Source organism: Bradyrhizobium sp. CFUWI, assembly GCF_056429085.1.
Genome location: NZ_JBWJZE010000002.1, coordinates 347,862 through 368,047, shown reverse-complemented (window position 1 = coordinate 368,047; position 20,186 = coordinate 347,862). Strand labels below are relative to the sequence as shown.

21 protein-coding genes are annotated in these 20,186 nt (G+C 66.4%); 15 read left to right on the top strand and 6 right to left on the bottom strand.

What is annotated here, in order from left to right; translation table 11 throughout:
* Window positions 1–39: 39 nt before the first annotated feature.
* From AC066S_RS05480 to AC066S_RS05450, 7 genes are all read left to right on the top strand, one after another.
* A complete protein-coding gene (locus AC066S_RS05480; protein ID WP_126256255.1) occupies window positions 40–531 on the top strand; it encodes a tripartite tricarboxylate transporter TctB family protein in 492 nt (163 codons plus the stop codon).
* Between the two features lie 4 nt (window positions 532–535).
* Window positions 536–2,047 (top strand): tripartite tricarboxylate transporter permease, encoded by a 1,512-nt coding sequence (locus tag AC066S_RS05475; RefSeq protein ID WP_126256257.1) that lies wholly within the window; start codon window positions 536–538, stop codon window positions 2,045–2,047.
* Between the two features lie 85 nt (window positions 2,048–2,132).
* Window positions 2,133–2,447 carry a nucleotidyltransferase family protein gene (locus AC066S_RS05470; RefSeq protein ID WP_126256258.1) on the top strand — a complete coding sequence of 105 codons (315 nt, stop codon included), beginning with the start codon at window positions 2,133–2,135 and terminating at the stop codon, window positions 2,445–2,447.
* Window positions 2,448–2,792 carry a HepT-like ribonuclease domain-containing protein gene (locus tag AC066S_RS05465; protein ID WP_126256260.1) on the top strand — a complete coding sequence of 115 codons (345 nt, stop codon included), beginning with the start codon at window positions 2,448–2,450 and terminating at the stop codon, window positions 2,790–2,792.
* A 21-nt stretch (window positions 2,793–2,813) separates the two neighbouring features.
* Window positions 2,814–3,800, top strand: a complete 987-nt coding sequence (gene meaB, locus AC066S_RS05460) for a methylmalonyl Co-A mutase-associated GTPase MeaB (RefSeq protein WP_478269111.1) — start codon at window positions 2,814–2,816, stop codon at window positions 3,798–3,800.
* Window positions 3,797–4,453 carry a pyroglutamyl-peptidase I gene (locus tag AC066S_RS05455; protein WP_135168066.1) on the top strand — a complete coding sequence of 219 codons (657 nt, stop codon included), beginning with the start codon at window positions 3,797–3,799 and terminating at the stop codon, window positions 4,451–4,453. The genes meaB and AC066S_RS05455 overlap by 4 nt, the downstream gene beginning before the upstream one ends.
* A 180-nt stretch (window positions 4,454–4,633) precedes the next feature.
* Window positions 4,634–6,004: a TIGR03808 family TAT-translocated repetitive protein gene (locus tag AC066S_RS05450; protein WP_135168065.1), complete on the top strand. Its 1,371-nt coding sequence runs from the start codon at window positions 4,634–4,636 to the stop codon at window positions 6,002–6,004.
* A 129-nt stretch (window positions 6,005–6,133) separates the two neighbouring features.
* Here the strand turns inward: AC066S_RS05450 and AC066S_RS05445 are convergent, their stop codons facing one another.
* The 4 genes from AC066S_RS05445 to AC066S_RS05430 form a co-directional block, all read right to left on the bottom strand.
* The gene (locus tag AC066S_RS05445) at window positions 6,134–6,886 is read right to left on the bottom strand and encodes a TIGR03809 family protein (RefSeq protein ID WP_478269110.1); all 753 of its coding nucleotides are present in this window, start codon (window positions 6,884–6,886) and stop codon (window positions 6,134–6,136) included.
* Window positions 6,887–7,465: 579 nt separating this feature from the next.
* A complete protein-coding gene (locus AC066S_RS05440) occupies window positions 7,466–9,184 on the bottom strand; it encodes a S8 family serine peptidase (protein WP_478269109.1) in 1,719 nt (572 codons plus the stop codon).
* A gap of 118 nt (window positions 9,185–9,302) precedes the next feature.
* Window positions 9,303–9,998: a hypothetical protein gene (locus AC066S_RS05435; RefSeq protein ID WP_126256271.1), complete on the bottom strand. Its 696-nt coding sequence runs from the start codon at window positions 9,996–9,998 to the stop codon at window positions 9,303–9,305.
* Entirely contained in the window at window positions 9,995–10,564 is a 570-nt protein-coding gene (locus tag AC066S_RS05430) for a sigma-70 family RNA polymerase sigma factor (protein WP_028135360.1), read from the bottom strand. Before AC066S_RS05430 ends, AC066S_RS05435 begins: the two co-directional genes overlap by 4 nt.
* 439 nt (window positions 10,565–11,003) lie before the next feature.
* Between AC066S_RS05430 and AC066S_RS05425 the strand changes: the two genes are divergently transcribed.
* A complete protein-coding gene (locus AC066S_RS05425; RefSeq protein WP_126256273.1) occupies window positions 11,004–12,161 on the top strand; it encodes a GGDEF domain-containing protein in 1,158 nt (385 codons plus the stop codon).
* A 60-nt stretch (window positions 12,162–12,221) separates the two neighbouring features.
* The gene (locus AC066S_RS05420; protein WP_478269108.1) at window positions 12,222–13,325 is read left to right on the top strand and encodes a DUF2336 domain-containing protein; all 1,104 of its coding nucleotides are present in this window, start codon (window positions 12,222–12,224) and stop codon (window positions 13,323–13,325) included.
* A gap of 10 nt (window positions 13,326–13,335) precedes the next feature.
* Here the strand turns inward: AC066S_RS05420 and AC066S_RS05415 are convergent, their stop codons facing one another.
* Entirely contained in the window at window positions 13,336–13,974 is a 639-nt protein-coding gene (locus AC066S_RS05415; protein ID WP_478269107.1) for an NrsF family protein, read from the bottom strand.
* 2 nt (window positions 13,975–13,976) lie between these two features.
* Window positions 13,977–14,522, bottom strand: a complete 546-nt coding sequence (locus AC066S_RS05410) for a sigma-70 family RNA polymerase sigma factor (RefSeq protein WP_135162496.1) — start codon at window positions 14,520–14,522, stop codon at window positions 13,977–13,979.
* Between the two features lie 292 nt (window positions 14,523–14,814).
* Here AC066S_RS05410 and AC066S_RS05405 point away from each other — a divergent pair, with 292 nt between their 5' ends.
* The 6 genes from AC066S_RS05405 to AC066S_RS05380 all read left to right on the top strand — a co-directional run bounded on the left by AC066S_RS05405 (window position 14,815) and on the right by AC066S_RS05380 (window position 20,185).
* A complete protein-coding gene (locus tag AC066S_RS05405) occupies window positions 14,815–15,492 on the top strand; it encodes a hypothetical protein (RefSeq protein WP_478269106.1) in 678 nt (225 codons plus the stop codon).
* Window positions 15,493–15,602: 110 nt separating this feature from the next.
* On the top strand, window positions 15,603–16,382 hold the full coding sequence (locus AC066S_RS05400; protein WP_126256282.1) for an enoyl-CoA hydratase: 780 nt from the start codon (window positions 15,603–15,605) through the stop codon (window positions 16,380–16,382).
* Window positions 16,383–16,569: 187 nt separating this feature from the next.
* Window positions 16,570–18,000 carry a TolC family outer membrane protein gene (locus tag AC066S_RS05395; protein ID WP_126256284.1) on the top strand — a complete coding sequence of 477 codons (1,431 nt, stop codon included), beginning with the start codon at window positions 16,570–16,572 and terminating at the stop codon, window positions 17,998–18,000.
* 192 nt (window positions 18,001–18,192) lie between these two features.
* Window positions 18,193–18,543, top strand: a complete 351-nt coding sequence (locus tag AC066S_RS05390) for an addiction module antidote protein (RefSeq protein WP_478269105.1) — start codon at window positions 18,193–18,195, stop codon at window positions 18,541–18,543.
* A gap of 70 nt (window positions 18,544–18,613) precedes the next feature.
* Window positions 18,614–19,171: a P-loop NTPase family protein gene (locus AC066S_RS05385; protein ID WP_135168059.1), complete on the top strand. Its 558-nt coding sequence runs from the start codon at window positions 18,614–18,616 to the stop codon at window positions 19,169–19,171.
* A gap of 51 nt (window positions 19,172–19,222) precedes the next feature.
* Window positions 19,223–20,185 (top strand): amidohydrolase family protein, encoded by a 963-nt coding sequence (locus AC066S_RS05380; protein WP_478269104.1) that lies wholly within the window; start codon window positions 19,223–19,225, stop codon window positions 20,183–20,185.
* The last annotated feature ends 1 nt before the right edge of the window (window position 20,186 follow it).

The following is a 20,186-nucleotide window of genomic DNA, read 5'->3' as shown; positions in this document are numbered from 1 at the left end:
GAGGGAGCATACCTTCCGCAATTCTGACAGGACTTCTCCATGCGTCTTCCCGACTCCGTCACGGGATCGTTTCTCGTCGCACTCGGCGCTGCGGCCGCCTATGGCGGCTGGATCTTGCCGCCGGTGCCCGGGCAGCCGGTCGGCCCCAACGTGTTTCCGCTGGTGATCGGCACGGGGCTGGCGCTGTGCGGGCTCGCGATCGTGTTCGGGATCGGCCACTCCTTCGAGGAGGAGGAACAGCTGGTCCCGCTGGAGGACGGCCAGGCAGCAGCCCCGCCGCCGCAAGGCAAGCTCTATGGCCTGCGCGCTTTGCTGCCGCCGCTGCTGCTGCTGTTCTACGTGGTCGCAGCCGACAGGCTCGGCTTCATCATCACCGCAGCGATCATGGTCTACGTCACCTCGACCGCGCTCGGCGCGAAGTGGAAGCTGGCGCTGCCGCTCGCGGCGCTCTCGCCCTTCGCCATTCACCTCATCTTCGGCAAGCTGCTCCGCGTGCCGCTGCCCGCCGGCCTGCTGCCGACGCCCTGGTAATCCCATGCTGAAAACCCTGCTCGACGCGTTCGCGCTGATCTCCACCTGGGAGGTCATCATCGCGATGTTCGCGGCCTCCGTGTACGGCCTCGTGATCGGCTCGCTGCCGGGCCTGTCGGCAACGATGGCGACCGCCCTGCTCGTCCCGGTCACCTTCTACCTGTCCCCGATCGCGGCGATCGCGACCATCGTCGCGGCATCCTCGATGGCGATCTTCTCGGGCGACATCCCGGGCGCGCTGCTGCGCATTCCCGGCACGCCCGCCTCCGCCGCCTATGCCGACGAAGCCTATGCCATGACGCGCAAGGGCCAGGCCGAACTCGCGCTCGGGGCCGGCGTGTGGTTCTCCGCCGTCGGCGGGATCGCCGGCGTGCTGTCCCTGATGATCCTGGCGCCGCCGCTCGCCGAGATCGCATTGTCGTTTTCGACCTTCGAATATTTCTGGCTGGCGCTGCTCGGCCTGATGTGCGCGACTCTGGTCGCGCGCTCCTCGCCGGTGAAGGCGATTGCTGGCATGTTCATCGGCCTGCTCGTCGCCTGCATCGGCATCGAGAATCCCGGCGGTGTGCCGCGCTTCACCTTCGGCCTCACCGATCTGTTCGGCGGCATCGAGCCGATCCCGGCGCTGGTCGGCGTGTTCGCGGTGGCGCAGGTGATGCGCGCGATGCTGACGCCGGAGCCCCCGCCGCTGCCGCGGCGAAAATTCGGAAGCATCCTGGCCGGCCAGTGGAGGCTGACGAAGCTGTATCGCTGGCAGATGACGCGCGGGAACATCGTCGGCATCATCATCGGCGTGCTGCCCGGCGCCGGTGCCGACATGGCCGCCTGGGTCTCCTATGCGATGTCGAAGCGCTTCTCCAAGGAGCCGGAAAAGTTCGGCACAGGCCATGTCGAGGGCCTGGTCGAGGCCGGCGCCAGCAACAATGCCAGCATCGCCTCCGGCTGGGTGCCGTCGCTGCTGTTCGGCATTCCCGGCGACACCATCGCCGCGATCGCGATCGGCGTGCTTTACATGAAGGGTCTCAACCCGGGCCCGACGCTGTTCACCGAGAAGGCGTCGAGCATGTACGCGATCTACCTGATGTTCATCATCGCGAACATCATGATGATCCCGCTCGGCATCGCCATGATCCGGGTCGCCGCCTACATCCTGCTGGCGCCGCGCTCGGCCATCATGCCGGTCATCATGCTGTGCTGCGCGGTCGGCTCGTTCGCGATCGGCAACAACATGTTCGGCGTCGTCACCGTCGCCACCTTCGGGGTGATCGGCTATGTCATGGAAACGAACGGCTATCCCGTCGCCGCCATGGTGCTCGGCATCGTCATGGGCACCATGGTCGAGCAGGCCTTCGTGACCTCGCTGATCAAGTCCGACGGCAGCATCTTGCCGTTCTTCGAACGTCCCATCGCAGCCATTCTCGCCGCCATGGCGATCGGTGCCCTGCTCTGGCCGGTGATGGTGTGGATCTGGCGCAAGGTGAAACAGCCGCAAGCCGCGGCGGCGACGAGCAGGTGATATCGGCGGGGCTCTCGCCTGCCCCCGCCCGGGCGGTCGAAGCCGGCGGCTGGGCCAGGCTGCAACCCTGTGCTAGTATTGGGCCATGACAGAGGTCGCAGACGTTCCGCTCAAGACGATTGTCGGAAAGCTCCGAGAGCTTGCTCCCGCCTTGAGGGCCGCGGGGGTCACCCGCCTGTACCTGTTCGGATCCCGCGCGCGCGGCGACGCCCGGCCCGACAGCGATCTTGATGTCCTGATCGAGACGACCTCGCGCGAGGAAACGCCGCGATTCGACTATTTCAGGGTCCTGCACCTGATCGAGGATCAGGTCGGCCTTCGAGCACAGATCTCGATGCGGGACCTGCTGAAGCCGCGGATGGCCGAGCGGATCGCGGGTGATCTGGTTGAGGTCTTCTGAATGCCGCCGACCGCGGAAGACCGGCTGCGAGATATTCTGGAAGCCATCGCCGACATCGAAAGCGTCGTGAAGGGCCTCAACTTCGATCAGTTCGTCTCTGAAAGGACCTCTCGTCTGGCAATCGAACGCCTTCTCGAGATCATCTGCGAGGCTTCGAGATTCATCCCGGACGAGATCAAGCGAACCGAGCCTGAAATCGACTGGCGCAAGATGATCGACTTCGGAAATCTTCTCCGCCATGCCTACCATATGACGAAAGCCGAGATCGTCTGGGACGTCATTCAAACTCACCTTCCGCCGTTGAAATCCTGCGCTGAAAGACACCTTCGCATGTCGGGCCGCTAGCGGCTGGACGCGAAAACAATCATGACCATTCGCAGATCCATCGACATCAAGACCCTCGCCAAGGAACTCCGCGCCGGCAGCCGCGCGGCGCTGGCGCGTGCCATCACGCTGGTGGAGAGCCGGCGTGGCGACCATCAGGCGCTGGCGCGCGAGCTGGTGCAGATGCTGCTGCCGGACACCGGCAAGGCGTTCCGCGTCGGCATCACCGGCTCGCCCGGCGTCGGCAAATCCACCACCATCGACGCGCTGGGCACATATCTCATCGCGCAGGGCCATGAGGTCGCGGTGCTCGCGGTCGACCCGTCCTCGGCGCGCAGCGGCGGCTCGATCCTCGGCGACAAGACGCGGATGGCGCGGCTGTCGTCCTCCGACCACGCCTTCATCCGGCCATCGCCGTCATCGGGCACGCTCGGCGGCGTCGCCGCGAAGACCCGCGAGGCGATGTTGCTGTGTGAGGCGGCCGGCTTTGGCGTCGTGCTGGTGGAGACCGTCGGCATCGGCCAGTCGGAGACCGCGGTCTGCGACATGACCGACTTCTTTCTCGCCCTGATGCTGCCGGGCGGCGGCGACGAATTGCAGGGCATCAAGAAAGGCCTGGTCGAGCTCGCCGACATGATCGCGATCAACAAGGCCGATGGCGACAATCTCAAGCGCGCCAACATCACCGCCGCGGACTATCGCGGCGCGCTGCATATCCTGGCTCCGCGATCCGAGCACTGGCATCCCCCCGTCGTCACCTATTCGGCGCTGGCCGGCACCGGCATCGCCGAACTCTGGCAGAAGGTGCTCGACCACCGCAAGGCGATGAATGCCTCCGGCGATTTCGTGGCGCGGCGGCGTGAGCAGCAGGTGAAATGGATGTGGTCGATGCTGGAGCAGCGCATGCTGGCGCGGCTGCGCAGCGAGGCATCGGTTCGCACGAAGGTCCGGAAGATCGAAGCCGAGGTCGCCGAAGGTCACCTTACCCCGGCACTCGCCGCCGAGCAGATCCTGGAGCTGCTGCAATGAGCGAAAAGCTCCGCATTCTCTTGACTGGCTTCGGGCCGTTTCCCGGCGCGCCCCATAACCCGACCCAGCCGCTGGTGGCGCGGCTGGCGCAATTGCGCCGTCCGGCACTCGATGATGTCGCGATCGCCAGTCACATCTTCCCGGTCACCTATGCTGCGGTCGACCGGCAATTGCCCGATGTGCTCGCGAAAGTGAAGCCGGATGCGCTTTTGATGTTCGGCCTCGCTGCGCGCACGCCTTACCTGCGGATCGAGACCCGCGCGCGCAACGCCGTCACCATGCTCTGGCCCGATGCCGCCAACACCCGCTCGAGCAAGCGCGGCATCGCCGGCCGTGCGGACGCCATGACGTTCGGCCCGCACACGGCAAGGCTGCTGCGCGCCGCGCGCCTCACCGGCATCGATGCGCGGTCCTCGCGCGATGCCGGCGCCTATCTCTGCAATTATTTGAGCTGGCGCGCGATCGAGAGCGTGAAGGCAGGTGGTCCGCAGTTCGCGGCGTTCGTCCATATCCCCCTGCTTGCGCGCGGCGACGCCGCGCGCCGCAAGGGGGCGCCGCGGATCACGCTGGAGGAACTCGTTGATGCCGGCGAGGCCATGCTGATGGAAATGGTGGGGTTGGCCCGGAAGCGACGGAACAGGCCGGTTTCGTAGGGTGGGCAAAGGCGCCCTTGTGCCGTGCCCACCATCTCGTTCCATCATCATCAAATCGTGGGCACGCTGCGCTTTGCCCACCCTACGGCACCTCGGCCGCGGTAAACACTTAACCCTACCGCGAACAATCCCCGCGCCCTCGCCCGCCCTGCGCTACCTAATCTGCGCGGAGGACGCGTCATGGACCTCAATCGCCGTTACCTCATCGGAGCTTCCACCGCCGGCATCGCCGGTGCGCTGGCCATGCCGGCCGAGGCCGCGCGCGCGGCGCCGCTGACGTCCCTGCTCGGCCGCGACGCCACGCAATACGGTGTGCGCCCTGGCAGCAGCGAGGATCAGACCCGCGTGCTCCAACGGGCGATCGATGACGCCGCGCGGGCGCAGATGCCGCTGGCATTGCCGCCCGGCGTTTACCGCAGCGGGCTGCTGCGGCTGCCGAACGGCGCACAAATGATCGGCGTGCGCGGAGCGACGAGGATTCTCTTCACCGGCGGGGCCTCGGCGATCCAGAGCGAGGGTTCGAACTCCGTCGGTCTTTCCGGCATCACCTTCGACGGCGGCGGCATTGCGCTGCCGGCCCGGCGCGGCTTGGTCCACCTGCTCGGCGGACGCGACGTCCGAATTGCCGATTGCGAGATCGCGAATTCGGGCGGCAGCGGCATCTGGCTCGAGCAGGTGTCCGGCGAGATCTCCGGCAATATCTTCACCGACATCGCGGTGACGGCGGTGGTGTCGTTCGATGCCAAAGGTCTCAACGTCTCCCGCAACACGATTCTCGGCACCAATGACAACGGCATCGAGATCCTGCGCACGTCGATCGGCGACGACGGCACGCTGGTCGCCGATAACCGCATCGAGAACATCAAGGCGAGCCCCGGCGGCTCCGGCCAGTACGGCAACGCCATCAACGCTTTTCGCGCCGGCAACGTGATCGTGCGCGGCAACCGCATCAGGAACTGCGACTATTCCGCGGTGCGCGGCAATTCGGCCGCCAATATCCACATCACCGGCAACAGCGTCAGCGACGTGCGCGAGGTCGCGCTCTATTCGGAGTTCGCGTTCGAAGCCGCCGTGATCGCCAATAACACGGTCGATGGCGCCGCCGTCGGCGTCTCCGTCTGCAATTTCAACGAGGGCGGCCGCATCGCCGTGGTCCAGGGCAACATCATCCGCAATCTGATCCCGAAGCGGCCGATCGGCACCGCGCCGGACGACGATGCCGGCGTCGGCATCTACATCGAGGCGGATACGTCGGTGACGGGCAACGTGATCGAGAACGCGCCGTCCTACGGCATCGTCGCCGGCTGGGGCAAATATCTGCGCGACGTCGCGATCACGGGCAACGTGATCCGCAAGGCCTTGGCGGGTGTGGGCGTCTCGGTCGTGCCGGGCGCCGGCATCGCGCTCGTCAACAACAACATGATCTCGGAGACCCCGCGCGGCGCCATCGTCGGCCTCGATCACGCGCGAGCCGTGACCTCGGATCTGTCGGCAGACGGCGCGCAGCGATTTGCGCAGGTGGTGCTCGGCGGGAATGCGGTCCGAAGGTAGGCGCGGCTGACGGCCGGGCCGTTTCATCCTTCGAGGCTCGCCATGGGACGCCTCGCTTCCCATGCCTCGCGCCTCAGGATGACGGCGCGAGAGCTGCGGTTGCTTCCCCTTTGCCAACGCTCCGGAGCGTTAGAACGCATTCCTGAGCAGCGGGTACTTGGCTTCCAGGCCGTCGAGGCTGAAAGTGAATTCGACGACACGCTCGGGGGCTGCGACGATTTCCTCGGCCGGCGGGGCGAATTGCGGCAGGAGCGCCGCCATCGCGGCAGGCGCAGTCTTCGGCGGCCTCGCGGCCGGCACCGCGAGCGGCGGCTTCACTTCGGGCGCGTTGAGAGCCATTGCGGCGGGCGCGGCGGGCGGCGATCTCACGACGGGTGCGGTGAGCGGCGCCCTCGCAGCGGGAGCCTTGAGCGGTGGCATCTCGGCAGGCGCGGTGAATGACGCCACAGTTGCGGGCGCGGCGAGCGGCGCTTGGGTGATTTCGGCAAGGACGTCCGGCGTGGGATCAAGCCTGACCGGCACGGCGGTCTCGGGGGCGATGTGGACGGCCTTCGGCTGCATGGTCTGCGCCTGCTGCTCACGCGGAAATACGCGGGGCATGGTCGCCGGCGACCAGCCGAATGCCGGCGTCACGCTCGCCGCCGCCTCGGCGACGTCTCCACCGGTTGCGAGCGCGCGCCAGGTCTGGACCGCGAGCTTGGCTTCCTGGATATTTTCGAGGAACGCGATCTCGGAATGATAACGGCGCCAGCGGCCGGTCTCGAACATCTCGGAGAGATGTTGCAGCCGCTGCTCGGCGAGAGCGCACCAGCGCGCCGCAACGGCGCGGTCAACAGCCACGGCAGGAACAGCCGCGCAGTCGGATTCTCGGCGATGTGTCATGAACCAGCCCGTCAGGCGAAAACACGGATGCGGGGACGCAACGCACACGAATCAATTTCAACGCGACATGAATATTTTGTGGAAAAGATTTGACTTGTCCAGCAACGACGCGGCGCTCGCCGTCAAATACCGTAGTCGTGCGGAGATTTGCTGTGTTTTCGAGTCAAGCTTCGCACAAGCATAGCGGACCTGCTGCTTGCCGCCCGGGCGGGACGTGGATGCCGGGCGCGACCTTTCAACCGAAAGCTGAACGCCCGCGGCGCCTCAAAGGACCGGACGCCCGGAGCGGTTCTGATTGAATCAGAACCGATGCTTCTGGATTCGTTTTGACGCGTCTTCTTCACGCGAACCGGAATCCACTTCCGCTCAAGAACGCTCTGAAAAGAAAAGACCCGTCCGGGGGGACAACCGGACGGGTCGAGCCATATGGGCGCTTGGGGTGGATGGGCGCTCGCGCCTGATATGACTGATGGGGAGGGATGACCGCTCCCACATAATTTGGTCGTGGCAGGGAGCTGAACGTTCAACGCGGGGTTCGCTTTTCTGACCTTCGGCCCGCGTGCATCTTTGTCGCAGCCGCTACCGCGCCGCCGGCCTATCCGCTTGAGAATCCGTGGATTTCTCATCCGCGCTCGACAGCGAGGGTAGTTCGATCGCGCGGCTATTGGGCTCATCGCGACGCTTGCCGGCATCTTCACGTTTTGTTGTACCGGACGCAGCCGCGAGCGGCGTGGCGCTGTCGGCAGGAACGGCCATGACCGCGGCAAACGCATCGGTCTGGCCGTCGCCGAACAGATCGTCACGCCCGGGCGAGCCGAGGTCGCGCGCGGTCTTGGCCAGCGTCATGCGCAGCGCTTCCGGCTTCAAGGCGTAGTTGCGCTCGAGCAGCAACGCCGCGACGCCGGAGACATAGGCCGCCGAGAACGAGGTTCCCGACGTCATCTGGTATTTGCCGTCCGGCGCCGGCAGGAAGATATCGACCCCGGGCGCCGCAAGGGCGACGTGGTTGCCGCGGTTGGAGGCGGCGAACAGCCTGTCCTGCTGGTCGGTCGCGCTGACCGCGATGACGTTGGGATTGGCGGCCGGATAGAGCGGCGGCGACTTCGCGCCGGCATTGCCGGCGGCCGCGATCAGCACGAGGCCGCGCGCGGCGGTGGCCGCAATGGCGCGCTCGATCACCGCGTCCTTGGGACCGGCAAAGCTCATATTGACGATCTGCGCGCCGTGCTCGGCGGCGTAATTCAGCGAGCGCAGGATGATGTAGGACGAGCTTTCGGCGCCGCCGTTGGCACCGCCAAAGGCGCGGATCGCGATGATGCGCGCTTCGGGCGCGCTGCCCATCAGCCGGGCATGCGCCACGATCGCGCCGGCGATGCCGGTGCCGTGGACGTGCGGCCCCTCGGCGCTGCCGAGCGCATCGAAATTGTCGGCGATGGAATTGGCGAGCTCGGGATGCCTGGCATCGATGCCGGAATCGATCACGGCGATCGTGACGTTGGCGCCGTGCGCCAGCGTATGCGCCTGCGGCAGGCGGAGCTTGGCCAGGGCATATTGGGCGGGATCGCCCTCGCTCGGGATCGTCGATTTCTGATCCTGGAGCGCATAACGGAAGTTCGGCTGGACCGAGCGCACGCTGCCGTCGGCCGCGAATTCGCGCCGCACCGTCTCGTACGGACGGCCATCGGTGATGCGGAACAGACCGAACGTGGCCCCGATCAGCGGGAAGTTCTCCGACGAGATGCGCGTCAAACCGTGCCGGCGGGCAAGCGCGTCGGCATCGCCGGGCGACAGCGTGCCATCGATCTCCGCCACGAATTCGTTGGCGAAGCTGCGCAGATTGGCGGCGGCGGCCGGCGTGGCGTCGCCCCGGCCCTTGCCGGCGCTCTTCTTGCCGGACTTGGCTGAGCCATTGCCGCCCGCACTCGGCTGCGCCAGGCATTCGCCACCGGCATCGCGATAGGGCGCGGTGCAGGCCGGATACAGGTTCGGCGAGTAGCGCGCATAGGGCAGCACCGTCGTCGGCGGCCGGATTCGCGACGTCGTGGTGTTGGGAATGGTCGCGATCGTCCGGGGGCCGGTGCCGACGTTGACCGCGCGCGCGGCGATATTGGGACTGACTCGTGGGGTGATGCTCGGAGAGACGGTCGGCGTTCGCGAGGGCACGCTGATCGTCGGCGTACGCATGATCGCCTGCGCCTGCGCAACTTCGACGCCGAGACAGGCGGCGATCAGAAGCGCGGCGCCGACCGATGAAGCGTAGGCCCCGGCGCGTACCCTGCTCTCGGATTTGCCCGTCATCGGTTCTGCGGCGCGCCTAAAGCGCGATGCGGTGAGGATGAATCGCCATCGCGCTTTAGCTTGCTGTTTGAGCATGATCTTTTCGGAAAACCGCTGCGCACTTTTCCGGATCATCGCTTTAGGGCGCCGCGACGGCGAGGTTGACGAACTTCTCGCGCTGCATCTTGCCGAGCAGCGAAGCGAGCTCGTCCTGGCTCATGGCCCTGTCGAACTGGAGGCGGAACATGCCGCCCTTGGCGCCGTCGATGATCGAGGCGTGGTAGCTGTCGAGCAGCCCGGTGATGTCGGCAATGCGCGCCTCGGGCGTAAAGCGCACCAGGGCGCGGGCCGGCGCGGCGGTGCTGCCAAGCTCGCGCGTGAGCGGCGCGCTGGTCGAGAGCGAAGCGGTCTGGAAGGTCGCGGGCTGGTTCTTCATCAGCACGGCGCCGATCACGCCGGCTTGCAGCACGAGCGCGACAGCGCCAAGGCTCGCCGACCACGCCAGCGTGCGCGGCGACAGGCTCGCGAAGAAGGTCGAGATGCGCGCCGACAGCGGCAGCGAGCCGGTCGCCCGCGCCGGCTCGGCGTCGATCGCGGCGAACAGCTTCTGCATCGCGCGTGCCGACGGAGCGCCCAAGCTCTCGTTCAGATGAATGGTCTCTTCGTACTCGCCGCGGATCGCGGCGTATTGCTTGGCAAGCTCGGGATCGCGCGCCAGCGCTTCCTCGACCCGGCGCGCATCGCGCGCGTTCAGAGTCCCGGCAGCGTGCCACGGCAGCAGCAGTTCAATTTCACCGGGCTCTTGCTCCAGCATCTTCTTGCTCAAAGCCATCATGGCCAGCCTCGCTCAACGCCGGCTGCCTTCAGCAGTTCGGCCAGTTTCTTGCGCGCATAGAACAAGCGCGTCTTCACAGTGTTCTCCGGTATCCCGACGATTTCGGCCACCTCTTCCACGGACTTCTCGTGGTAGTAGACGAGATCGACGATTTCCCGGTGTTCCGGCGAGAGGCCCGTCAGACACCCCCGCAACGCTGCACTGGTATCCTTCTTCTGCACCACCGTTTCCGGATCGTCGGACGTGTCCTCGATCGCGTTCGCGGCGTCTTCGTCCAGCTCGAAATCCTTCCTGCGCCGGAGCGCAGACAGGGCCTTGAATCGGGTGATGGCCAGCAGCCAGGTCGAAACGGCGGATCGGCCCTCGAACTTACCGGCCTGCCGCCAGACGTCGAGAAACACCTCGCTGATGAGGTCTTCCGCCGCCTGCTCGTCCCGCACGAGCCTGAGCCCGAACCGGTAGACCCTGACATGGTGCCGCCCGTACAGCACCTGCATGGCGAGCCGGTCACCCTGGGCGATCCTGGCGATCAGGACCTCGTCCGAAGCCGCCTGTGTCACGCTCAAAGGCCGTCTCGCAAAGTTGGTCGGGTCGGCGCAGCAGACGGTTCGACCAGGGGTGCAAAATTGTTCAATTTACCGCAGTCGTACGGGCGCCTGTGTGATCCACCCCACATACGCGCATTTTTCTTGTCCCGCCCGCAGCCGTCGGCCGCCACAATCCAGATCGGTAGCATAATACTAGATACTTCCTTGCGGAATGCCTGTCCGGCACAGGCGGCCCGGCCTCGTCCGGTTCCATAGCAACGTTGCACGACATATGTCTCGCCAAGCCGGACTTAGGCTCGATCGCATCGCAAACCGATACCCGACCACCGGTAAAATTTCCCTCGCCGGCCCATCACCTTGTTCCGTGCTGCACGGTTCGGATTCGGTTTCAAAAGGATACCAAACCTAAAGGCTTGCCACGTAGATTTTTACGCTGAGATCCACCATTGGCGGGACCATGAGCACGGCCGCGACGTCCTTTCCCGAGAGGAATGCTGCTGAGGTCGCGGATATCGTCCTCGCCTCCGAGGCGGCGGCCCCCGAAGTCCAGGCGCGGCGGACCCGGCAGCGCCGCCAGATGTATATCGGCCAGGTGGCGAGCTATTCGCTGGGCGCCTCCGTCCTGCTGCTCTACGCCTATGGCGGCACGGTCGACATGGCCGTTCCGTCGCTGTTCTGGCTCGGCGGCCTCCTGATCATCGGGACATTCACCGTGTTGTCGGAAGCCGGCTTCGGCGACCGGTTTGAGGATCATTACCTCACCGTGTTCCAGATCTCGGCGCATATGGCGCTGCAACTGCTGTTCCTGCTCGCCGTGCCGAGGGTCGGGGTCGCGTTCCTCGCCGTGCTGTTTCTGATCTTCGCGTTCGGCACGCTGCGCATGACCTCGCGCCAGGCAATGGTCACCTGGGGCCTTGCCACTTGCGGGCTGGCCTTTGTGTTCCTGGGCACGAACCTGCCGATCGGACTGCCGGTTGCGACCCGCCTGGAGCGAACCGCCTCGATGCTGTGCTTCGTGCTGGTGATCGGTCAGTGCGCCTCTCTCGGCCTGTTCGGCGCAACCTTGCGCAAGATCCTGTACCGGCGCAGCATCGAGCTGAAGGCCGCCTATCGGCGCATCGAGGAACTGGCCGAGCTCGACGAGCTCACCGGCTCCTACAACCGCCGCTGCATCATGCGCCTTCTCGACGTCGAGATCGAAAAGTCGCGACAGACCTCTTCTCCTTGCGCGATCGCGCTGATCGATCTTGACTGGTTCAAGCGCATCAACGACGTCCACGGCCATCCCATCGGCGACGAGGTGCTGCGTACCTTCGCGATCACCATTTTCGCCAATATCCGCCCATCCGACAGCTTTGGCCGTTACGGTGGCGAGGAATTCCTGCTGCTGCTGCCGGACACGACGGGCGATGCCGCGGAGCGCATGCTCGAGCGCTTGCGCAGCATCGTCGCCGATCTCGACTGGGACGCATTCTCCGCAGGCATGCGCGTGACCATTTCTGCGGGCGTCGTGACGCTGCGCGAGCTTGATACTGCCGACACGTTTCTCGCCCGCGCCGACCGCGCGCTCTATTCCGCCAAGGCGCAGGGGCGCAACCGTATTGCAACGAGCTGACCAATCCATTTTTTTCCGGCGCGACAGCAGCTGTCGGGCCGAACGCTCCAGGACAGGGCAATGAGATCCAAATCCCCAAAATCATCCGAGAACCTGCTCGAGGAATTGCAGACTGCGCTCTCGCACGGCACCGTGGCGCGCCGGGTCGAGACGCTGCGCCGCGTCACCGATCTCTTCGTGGGCAACGCGGTGGACTATTCCGACGACCACATCCGCCTGTTCGACGACGTGTTCCAATGCCTGGTCGAACAGATCGAGACGTCAGCCAGGGCGCTGCTCGCCGACCGCCTCGCTCCGGTCGCGGCCGCGCCGCCGAAAATCATCCGCACGCTCGCGCTTGACGAGGTCATCGAGGTCTCCGGGCCCGTGCTGTCGAAATCGGAACGGCTGGACGAGACGACCCTGATCGAGATCGCGCGCACGAGAGGCCAGGCGCATCTCAAGGCGATCTCGCTTCGGCGCGTGCTGTCGGAAGCGCTGACCGACGTGCTGGTGACGCGCGGCAACGCCGACGTGGTGCAGTCGACCGTCAAGAATCCCGGCGCGCGGCTCTCGGAGGGAAGCCTCACCGACCTCGTCACCCGCGCCGAACGCGACGACGACCTCGCGACCTGCATCGGCCTGCGGCCCGACCTGCCGCGCCACTACTATCTGAAGCTGGTCGCCAAGGCGTCCTCGAGCGTGCGCAGGAAGCTCGAGGCGGCGCATCCGGAGTTCGCGGACGAGGTGTCGAGCGTGGTCCAGGAGGTCGCCCAGAGGATGCGCGCCGCCGCCATGAACAAGCAGACCGAGATGGCGCGCGCGCTGGTGCGATCGCTGCACGAGGACGGCCGCCTCAACGAATTCCAGGTCACCACTTTCGCCGAGCAGGGCAAGTTCGACGAGACCAATGCGGGGCTCGCCGCGCTCGCGGGCGTCGCGGTCGAGACCGCCGAGACCATGATGATCGAAAGCCGCACCGAGGGCGTGATGATCCTCGCCAAGGTCGCGGGCATGTCCTGGCCGAGCGTGCGCGCCATCCTCGCCATGCGCGAGAAGCTCTCGGGCGGCCCGCAGACCGACATGCTGACGCTGCGCGACACTTACCAGGCGCTGCGCTCGTCGACCGCGCAGCAGGTGTTGCGCTTCCACCGCATGCAGCAAACCACGACACCGGCGGCGTGAAGCCGGCTCGTTAGTAGCGCAACACCCTGGAGCCTACTGCCGCGCCGATCGCCGTCACCAGCGCGGTCGCGAGCGTGTACCAGGTCGCGACGAACAGCGGGGAATCGTCGGTGCAGTGCGAGGCGTAGAGCGTCGCGGCCAGGCCGGCCGACAAAAGGCCGGCGAGCGCGCCTGTAAGCGTGGGGTGCGAGGGGGCACCATGCCGCAGGCCGAACAGCGCACCTGCGAGCAGCGGCAGCGACATCGCGGGGATGGCGACCAGGCACACCCTCGAATTCTTGCCCATCAGTCGCATCGTCATCGGCATCGCCGGGGCCATCATCGCTTCGCTGCCGATCGCGACCGCCAGCAGCCCGACCGGAAACAGCAGCAACCAGCCCCAGCCGCGCATCAAGGCTTCAGGACGCGACAGATGCAGGCTGACGACGATCGCGGGGATCGCGAGCGACAATGTGACCGCGAACTTCATGTCGAAGAACGGATTGCGCATGGCCGTCATCACGTCCGGCCGCACGCCGAGGAAGGTCGCGAAAATCAGGATCGACAGCGGCGCGGCCACCAGCAGCGCCATGGTCAGCACGGCGCCGACGCGCGGCACGCGGTGGGCGTTGTCGGCGGCGAGCGAGCGGATCAGTTGGTCGGTATCCATGACTAGTGGTCCCGCAATTTGGCAGTCAGTGCCGCAAGTCCGCGATGCAGTGCGACCCGCACCGCGCCTTCGGTCATCGAATACTTCGACGCCGTGTCCTTGATCGAGGCGCTCTCGACCGCGATCGACTGCAGCACGTCGCGCTGGCGCTGCGGCAGCGTGCCCAGTTGCGCTGCGACCTCGCTAGCCGAGGCTGTCTCCTGCGGCGCCTCGCCCGGCAGCGTCTCGGCGAAATCGTCGATGTTGACGAAGACGCGCCTGCCGCGTCGCCTCAGCGCATCGATCAGCTTGTTGCGGGCGATCGCGAACAGCCAGGGCGCGAACGGGGCCTCGCTGTCCCAGGTGTGCCGCTTCAGGTGCACCGCCAACAATATCTCCTGCACGATATCCTCGGCCTGATCGGGAGGCTGCCCGGCCCGCGCCAGGCCGCGCCTCGCCGCGGCGCGCAGCACCGGCGTGACCGCCTTCAGCAGGCGATGATACGCCGCATCATCGCCGGCCATGGCCGACCGCATCAGGCCGGTCCATTCGTCCTCACGTCCGCGCACGCGCGCCCCTCACCATGCAATTCGGCCGTTCGATCAATTTGTTACGCGGGGCGGCACGAGATCACGAATTCGTGATCTAGGCCCGGACCTCGCGACCGATACGGCCGTCAGACTCTGCGACGGCTCATAACACCGATCGCCCCGGCCCGCACTCGGCGGCCGCCAGCAGGGGGCCGGTTTGCCCCGTTTTTGCCCGGTGGTGCCCGAAGATTCCCATTTTCTGCCCCGCTGTCGTCACGCCCCAGGGTCTCTGTTCGTTCCCGGGACGGGCGGAATTGGGGAGATCATCACCATGATGAAAGCCAGCGGGCGCACGGCCCTGATTGTTCTGGCCGGGCTTTTGTTGTTCGGAGGCCCTGCACAGGCGGAGCCAAGCTCAGCCACAAGCAAATCGGACAGCGCGGGCAAGCAGGCCGACGCGGCCAAGCCGGGCAAGCATCGGCGCCAGGAGTCACGCCGCACCGGCACCGGCAAGACGGCACAGAAATCGGACGACAAGGCCGACGCTCCGGCAAAGACAGACGAGGCCAAGCCCGACAGCAAGGCGTCTGACAGCAAGGCGGCCGACAGCATCCTGCCGGCCTCGGGCCAGATGCCGCCGGCGGTTGCAAACGCCAACGCGCAGTTCGCCGGCACCGACACGCCGACCGCGGCTGCGGCCTCCGCGATGACGGACCGTGCCAACGGCAATGTCCAGGCCGCGGCTGACAATACCAACGCCCCGAACGTTGAGAGCCAGGTCGTCGCACCCGACCAGCTCAACGACATCGACCGTGCCGTGCAACAGGACAACCCGCCGGCACAGAAGGCGGTCATTGCCGCGACCGAAGCCCGGCCCCGGCCGGCGCCGGTGATGGCAAGCAGCCAGCAGAGCACGGCCTGGGACCAGAGCTCCCTGATCGGCAAGATCTTCATCGGCGTCGGCACGCTGCTCACGCTGGCGTCCGCCGCGCGCATGTTCATGGCCTGATCGCGGTTCCGCCAGGACGCGCGGCCCCGCGCGTCCTGGGTCTCCGGCCCCCTTGAAGGCATCCGCGCCAGCGGGCACATTGCCCGCCCAATCAAACGCGTGGGTGGAGCATGAGCACGTTCGAACACATCATCGTCGAAAGCAAAGGCGCGGTTGGCATCATCAAGCTGAACCGGCCGAAGATGCTCAACGCGCTTTCCTTCGGCGTCTTCCGCGAGATCGCCGCTGCGGTCGACGATCTGGAGGCCGACGACGCCATCGGCTGCATCATCGTGACCGGCAGCGAGAAGGCCTTTGCCGCTGGCGCCGACATCAAGGAGATGCAGCCGAAGGGCTTCATCGACATGTTCTCGGAGGATTTCGCCGCGATCGGCGGCGACCGCGTCGCACGTTGCCGCAAGCCGACGATTGCGGCGGTTGCCGGTTATGCCCTCGGCGGCGGCTGCGAGCTCGCCATGATGTGCGACATCATCATCGCCGCCGACACCGCAAAGTTCGGCCAGCCCGAGATCACGCTCGGCACCATTCCCGGCATCGGCGGGACCCAGCGCCTGACGCGCGCGATCGGCAAGTCCAAGGCCATGGACCTGTGCCTCACCGGCCGCATGATGGACGCGGCGGAGGCCGAGCGCTCCGGCCTCGTCAGCCGCATCGTGCCCGCTGACAAGCTGATGGACGAGGTGATGGCGGCAGCCGAGAAGATCGCCGCGATGTCGCGCCCTGCCGCCGCGATGGCCAAGGAAGCGGTGAACCGCGCCTTCGAGACCACGCTCGCCGAAGGCATGAGCGTCGAGCGCAACCTGTTCCACGCGACCTTCGCGCTGGAGGACCGCTCCGAGGGCATGGCGGCGTTCATCGAGAAGCGCAAGCCGGTGAACAAGAACCGGTAACGGCGCCGAACGGTCAGGCTGTTGTAAGGCTCGCCGAGTTACACAGGATCCCTGTGACGAAGCTGCAACAAGCACGGATTTCATGGGGCTTTTCCCCGCGGCAGTTTGCCTGCGCGACCTCGGCTGGTTAAACAAGCTAAGAGGCAACCGTCGGCGGGGGCGGAAAGCCGGGATTAAGCGGGATTACATGATTGGGCGAGCCGCCAGAGCTGGTCGCGTGATGAACCGGCGCCGATCGGGCATGGGTGCCGTGCTTGCGACATGGACCGCGCTGGCGCTCTGTTGCGCCCTGCCCTCGGCCGCTCGGGCCGAAGCCCTGCCGGAGGCGCTCGCCAAGGCCTACCAGACCAATCCGCAGCTCAATGCCGAGCGCGCGCGACAACGCGCCACGGACGAGAACGTGCCGCAGGCCCTCGCTGGTTACCGACCGCAGATCGTGGCGAGCCTCAGCGCCGGCCTGCAATCGGTTCGCAATCTGCTGCCCGACAACACGATCCAGACCGGCAACCTGAAGCCGTGGATCATCGGCGTCACCGTGACGCAGACCCTGTTCAACGGTTTCCGCACCGCCAACAGCGTGCGGGCCGCCGAACTCCAGGTGCAGTCGGGCCGCGAGGCGCTGCGCAATGTCGGCCAGGGCGTGCTGCTCGATGCGGTCACGGCCTACACCAACGTGCTCGCCAACCAGTCGCTCGTCGAAGCGCAGCGCTCCAACGTCGCCTTCCTGCGCGAGACGCTCTCCGTCACCCAGCGCCGTCTCAACGCCGGCGATGTCACGCCGACCGATACCGCGCAGGCCGAGGCGCGCCTCAATCGCGGCCTTGCCGATCTCAACGCGGCCGAGGTCGCGCTTGCCGTCAGCCAGGCGACCTATGCGCAAGTGATCGGCAATTCGCCCTCGCAGCTTCGGCCCGCCGAGGCCGTCGACCGCTATCTGCCGAAGAGCCGCGAAGACGCCGTGACGATGGCGATCCGCCAGCATCCGGCGGTGATGGCCGCAAGCTTCGATGTCGATGTCGCCTCCACCAACATCCGCATCGCCGAAGGCGTATTGCTGCCGAGCGCCACCATCCAGGGCAGCGCCAGCAAGAGCCGCAACAACGACCCGACGCTCGGCACCTTCGCCGAGGACCAGGCCTCGATCGTCGCCAACGTCACCGCCCCGATCTATGACGGCGGTCAGGCCGCAGCGCAGACGCGGCAGGCCAAGGAGATCACGGCACAGAGCCGGCTCGTGCTCGACCAGGTGCGCAACCAGGCGCGCACGGCGGTGGTCAGCGCATGGGTTGCCAATGAAGGTGCCAAGGTCACGGTTTCGGCCTCGGAGTCCGAGGTGAAGGCGGCGACCGTCGCGCTCCAGGGCGTGCAGCGTGAGGCATCCGGCGGACAGCGCACGACCGTGGATGTCTTGAACTCGCAAGCCGATCTGATCCAGGCCAAGGCCCGCCTGATCGGCGCGCAGCGCGACCGCGTCATCGCCTCCTACACGCTGCTCAGCGCCATCGGCCATCTCGACGTCAAGACGCTGAACCTGAACACGCCGGACTACCTGCCCGAGGTGCACTACCACCAGGTCCGCGACGCCTGGCACGGCCTGCGCACACCGTCGGGGCAGTAACCGTCCGCCAAGGCGACGCCTGCGCTCTCCCTCCAACGCCGCCGCCACCCCGGTGCGTCACTCGTCTTTGACATACTGTAGCCTATGGACTTTGCAGCGCGGAACCCAGATCGTGATCCTGCTATGCGGCGGAGACAAGCGCTCGCAGCGGCAAGACATCAAGCGAGCGCAGCAACTGGCGGAGACATTGTGATGCCAAAGGCGGCGAGAACGACGGTCAAATCGGCATCCAGGACGACGCGCTTCGACGCCGTCGACTATCTCGACACCGAAGAGCGCCAAGCCGCCTATATCGCGGCCGCGCTGGAAACCGGCGACGCCAATTTCGTGCGCGACGCTCTTGGTCTCGTCGCCCGCGCGCGCGGCATGGGCGCGATCGCAAAGAAGGCCGGCTTGAACCGGGAGAGCCTGTACAAGGCGCTCGGAGAGACTGGAAATCCCGAGTTCGGTACGGTCATGCGAATTGTCGGAGCGCTGGGCCTGACATTGTCGGCCCAACCCGCGACAGGCGGACGAGTGGCAAAGCGCCGCCGCGCCGCTTGAGGGGGTGCGCCCGTAGGGCGCTCCGCCGTTAGAGACCGCCAATCGATTCAGGCCGCCCTAGGATGTGAAGATGAAAAGCCGCCGCATCCATCTGATGGGGGCTTCGGGCTCCGGCGTGACGACGCTCGGTCGCGCGCTTGCCGGCCGGCTTGCGCTGCCGCATCACGACAGCGACGACTATTTCTGGCTGCCGACCGTGCCGCCCTATCAGACGACGCGGCCCGCTTCCGAGCGGCTGCGCCTGATGCGCGAGATGTTTCTGCCGCGTCTGGATTGGGTGCTGAGCGGATCCGTCACCGGCTGGGGCGAGGAGCTCGTCTCGTATTTCGACCTCGTCGTCTTCGTGACCACGCCGCGCGACATCCGCCTGGAGCGATTGCGCGCCCGCGAGGCCGCCCATTTCGGCGCGGATGCCGTCGCATCGGGGGGCTGGCGCCACGCCGAGACCGAGGCCTTCGTCGAATGGGCTTCCCATTACGAAGCCGGCGACCGCGAAGGCCGCAATCTTGCGACGCACGAAGCCTGGCTCGCCGGCCTGCCCTGCCCGGTCGTGCGCGTTGACGGCTCACGCCCGCTTGCGGACCTCGTCGACCAGCTATGCAGCGAAGCGCAGCGGCTGTCCGGCTGATGTGATATTCTCCCGGCACCACCGCCAAACAACGAAGCAGGGAGAGAAACCATGCTCAACCGACGCAGCGTCCTGCTTGCCTCCCTTGCGGCCGGAGCAGCCATGACCAGCAGAGCCCACGCGCGTGCAGCGCAGCCCGCGACGCCGGTCAATTTCGACGTGCCGGCGCATGCCTGCGACTGCCACACCCATATCCATGGCGATGTCGAAAAATTTCCGTTCTTCGCAGGCCGCGTCTATACGCCGGAGCCGGCAAGCCCTGAAGAGATGGCCGCGCTGCACAAGGCGCTGCATATCGAGCGCGTGGTGATCGTCACCCCGAGCGTCTACGGCACCGACAATTCCTCCACCCTGTTCGGCATGAAGGCACGCGGCGCGACCGCGCGCGGGGTCGCCGTGATCGACGACAAGACAACCGAGGCGCAGCTCGATGCGATGCATCAAGACGGCTTCCGCGGCATCCGCCTCAATCTGGCGACGGGCGGCGTCAACGACCCCAATGTCGGCCGGCCGCGCTTCACCGCCGCCGTCGAGCGCATGAGGGCGCGCGGCTGGCACGTGCAGCTTTACACCACGCTGGCCATGATCTCGGCGATCAAGGACCTCGTCGAGGCGGCGCCGGTGCCCGTCGTGTTCGACCATTTCGGCGGGCTCGAGGCTGCGCTCGGGCTGGAGCAACCCGGATTTTCCGACCTGATCGCGCTCGTCAGGTCCGGCAAGGCCTATGTGAAGATCTCCGGCGCCTATCGCTCCTCGAAGCTCGCACCCGACTACCAGGACATGGTGCCCTATGCGCGGGCGCTGATCGCGGCGAATGCCGACCGCATCGTCTGGGGCACCGACTGGCCGCATCCGGATTCCAGCCGCGTCGAGGGGCGCAAGGCAACCGACATCGCGCCGCTCTACCAGATCGATGACGGCCGCCTGCTCAATCAGCTTCCGGTGTGGGCGCCGGATGCCGACGTGCGCAAGAAGATCCTGGTCGACAACCCGGCGCGGCTCTACGGCTTCTGAT

Bases quoted from the DNA above. Each gene is read 5' to 3' on its own strand.
- AC066S_RS05480 (WP_126256255.1), top strand. From the start codon at position 40: ATGCGTCTTCCCGACTCCGTCACGGGATCGTTTCTCGTCGCACTCGGC.
- AC066S_RS05475 (WP_126256257.1), top strand. From the start codon at position 536: ATGCTGAAAACCCTGCTCGACGCGTTCGCGCTGATCTCCACCTGGGAG.
- AC066S_RS05470 (WP_126256258.1), top strand. From the start codon at position 2,133: ATGACAGAGGTCGCAGACGTTCCGCTCAAGACGATTGTCGGAAAGCTC.
- AC066S_RS05465 (WP_126256260.1), top strand. From the start codon at position 2,448: ATGCCGCCGACCGCGGAAGACCGGCTGCGAGATATTCTGGAAGCCATC.
- meaB (WP_478269111.1), top strand. From the start codon at position 2,814: ATGACCATTCGCAGATCCATCGACATCAAGACCCTCGCCAAGGAACTC.
- AC066S_RS05455 (WP_135168066.1), top strand. From the start codon at position 3,797: ATGAGCGAAAAGCTCCGCATTCTCTTGACTGGCTTCGGGCCGTTTCCC.
- AC066S_RS05450 (WP_135168065.1), top strand. From the start codon at position 4,634: ATGGACCTCAATCGCCGTTACCTCATCGGAGCTTCCACCGCCGGCATC.
- AC066S_RS05445 (WP_478269110.1), bottom strand. From the start codon at position 6,886: ATGACACATCGCCGAGAATCCGACTGCGCGGCTGTTCCTGCCGTGGCT.
- AC066S_RS05440 (WP_478269109.1), bottom strand. From the start codon at position 9,184: ATGACGGGCAAATCCGAGAGCAGGGTACGCGCCGGGGCCTACGCTTCA.
- AC066S_RS05435 (WP_126256271.1), bottom strand. From the start codon at position 9,998: ATGATGGCTTTGAGCAAGAAGATGCTGGAGCAAGAGCCCGGTGAAATT.
- AC066S_RS05425 (WP_126256273.1), top strand. From the start codon at position 11,004: ATGAGCACGGCCGCGACGTCCTTTCCCGAGAGGAATGCTGCTGAGGTC.
- AC066S_RS05420 (WP_478269108.1), top strand. From the start codon at position 12,222: ATGAGATCCAAATCCCCAAAATCATCCGAGAACCTGCTCGAGGAATTG.
- AC066S_RS05415 (WP_478269107.1), bottom strand. From the start codon at position 13,974: ATGGATACCGACCAACTGATCCGCTCGCTCGCCGCCGACAACGCCCAC.
- AC066S_RS05405 (WP_478269106.1), top strand. From the start codon at position 14,815: ATGATGAAAGCCAGCGGGCGCACGGCCCTGATTGTTCTGGCCGGGCTT.
- AC066S_RS05400 (WP_126256282.1), top strand. From the start codon at position 15,603: ATGAGCACGTTCGAACACATCATCGTCGAAAGCAAAGGCGCGGTTGGC.
- AC066S_RS05395 (WP_126256284.1), top strand. From the start codon at position 16,570: ATGATTGGGCGAGCCGCCAGAGCTGGTCGCGTGATGAACCGGCGCCGA.
- AC066S_RS05390 (WP_478269105.1), top strand. From the start codon at position 18,193: ATGCCAAAGGCGGCGAGAACGACGGTCAAATCGGCATCCAGGACGACG.
- AC066S_RS05385 (WP_135168059.1), top strand. From the start codon at position 18,614: ATGAAAAGCCGCCGCATCCATCTGATGGGGGCTTCGGGCTCCGGCGTG.
- AC066S_RS05380 (WP_478269104.1), top strand. From the start codon at position 19,223: ATGCTCAACCGACGCAGCGTCCTGCTTGCCTCCCTTGCGGCCGGAGCA.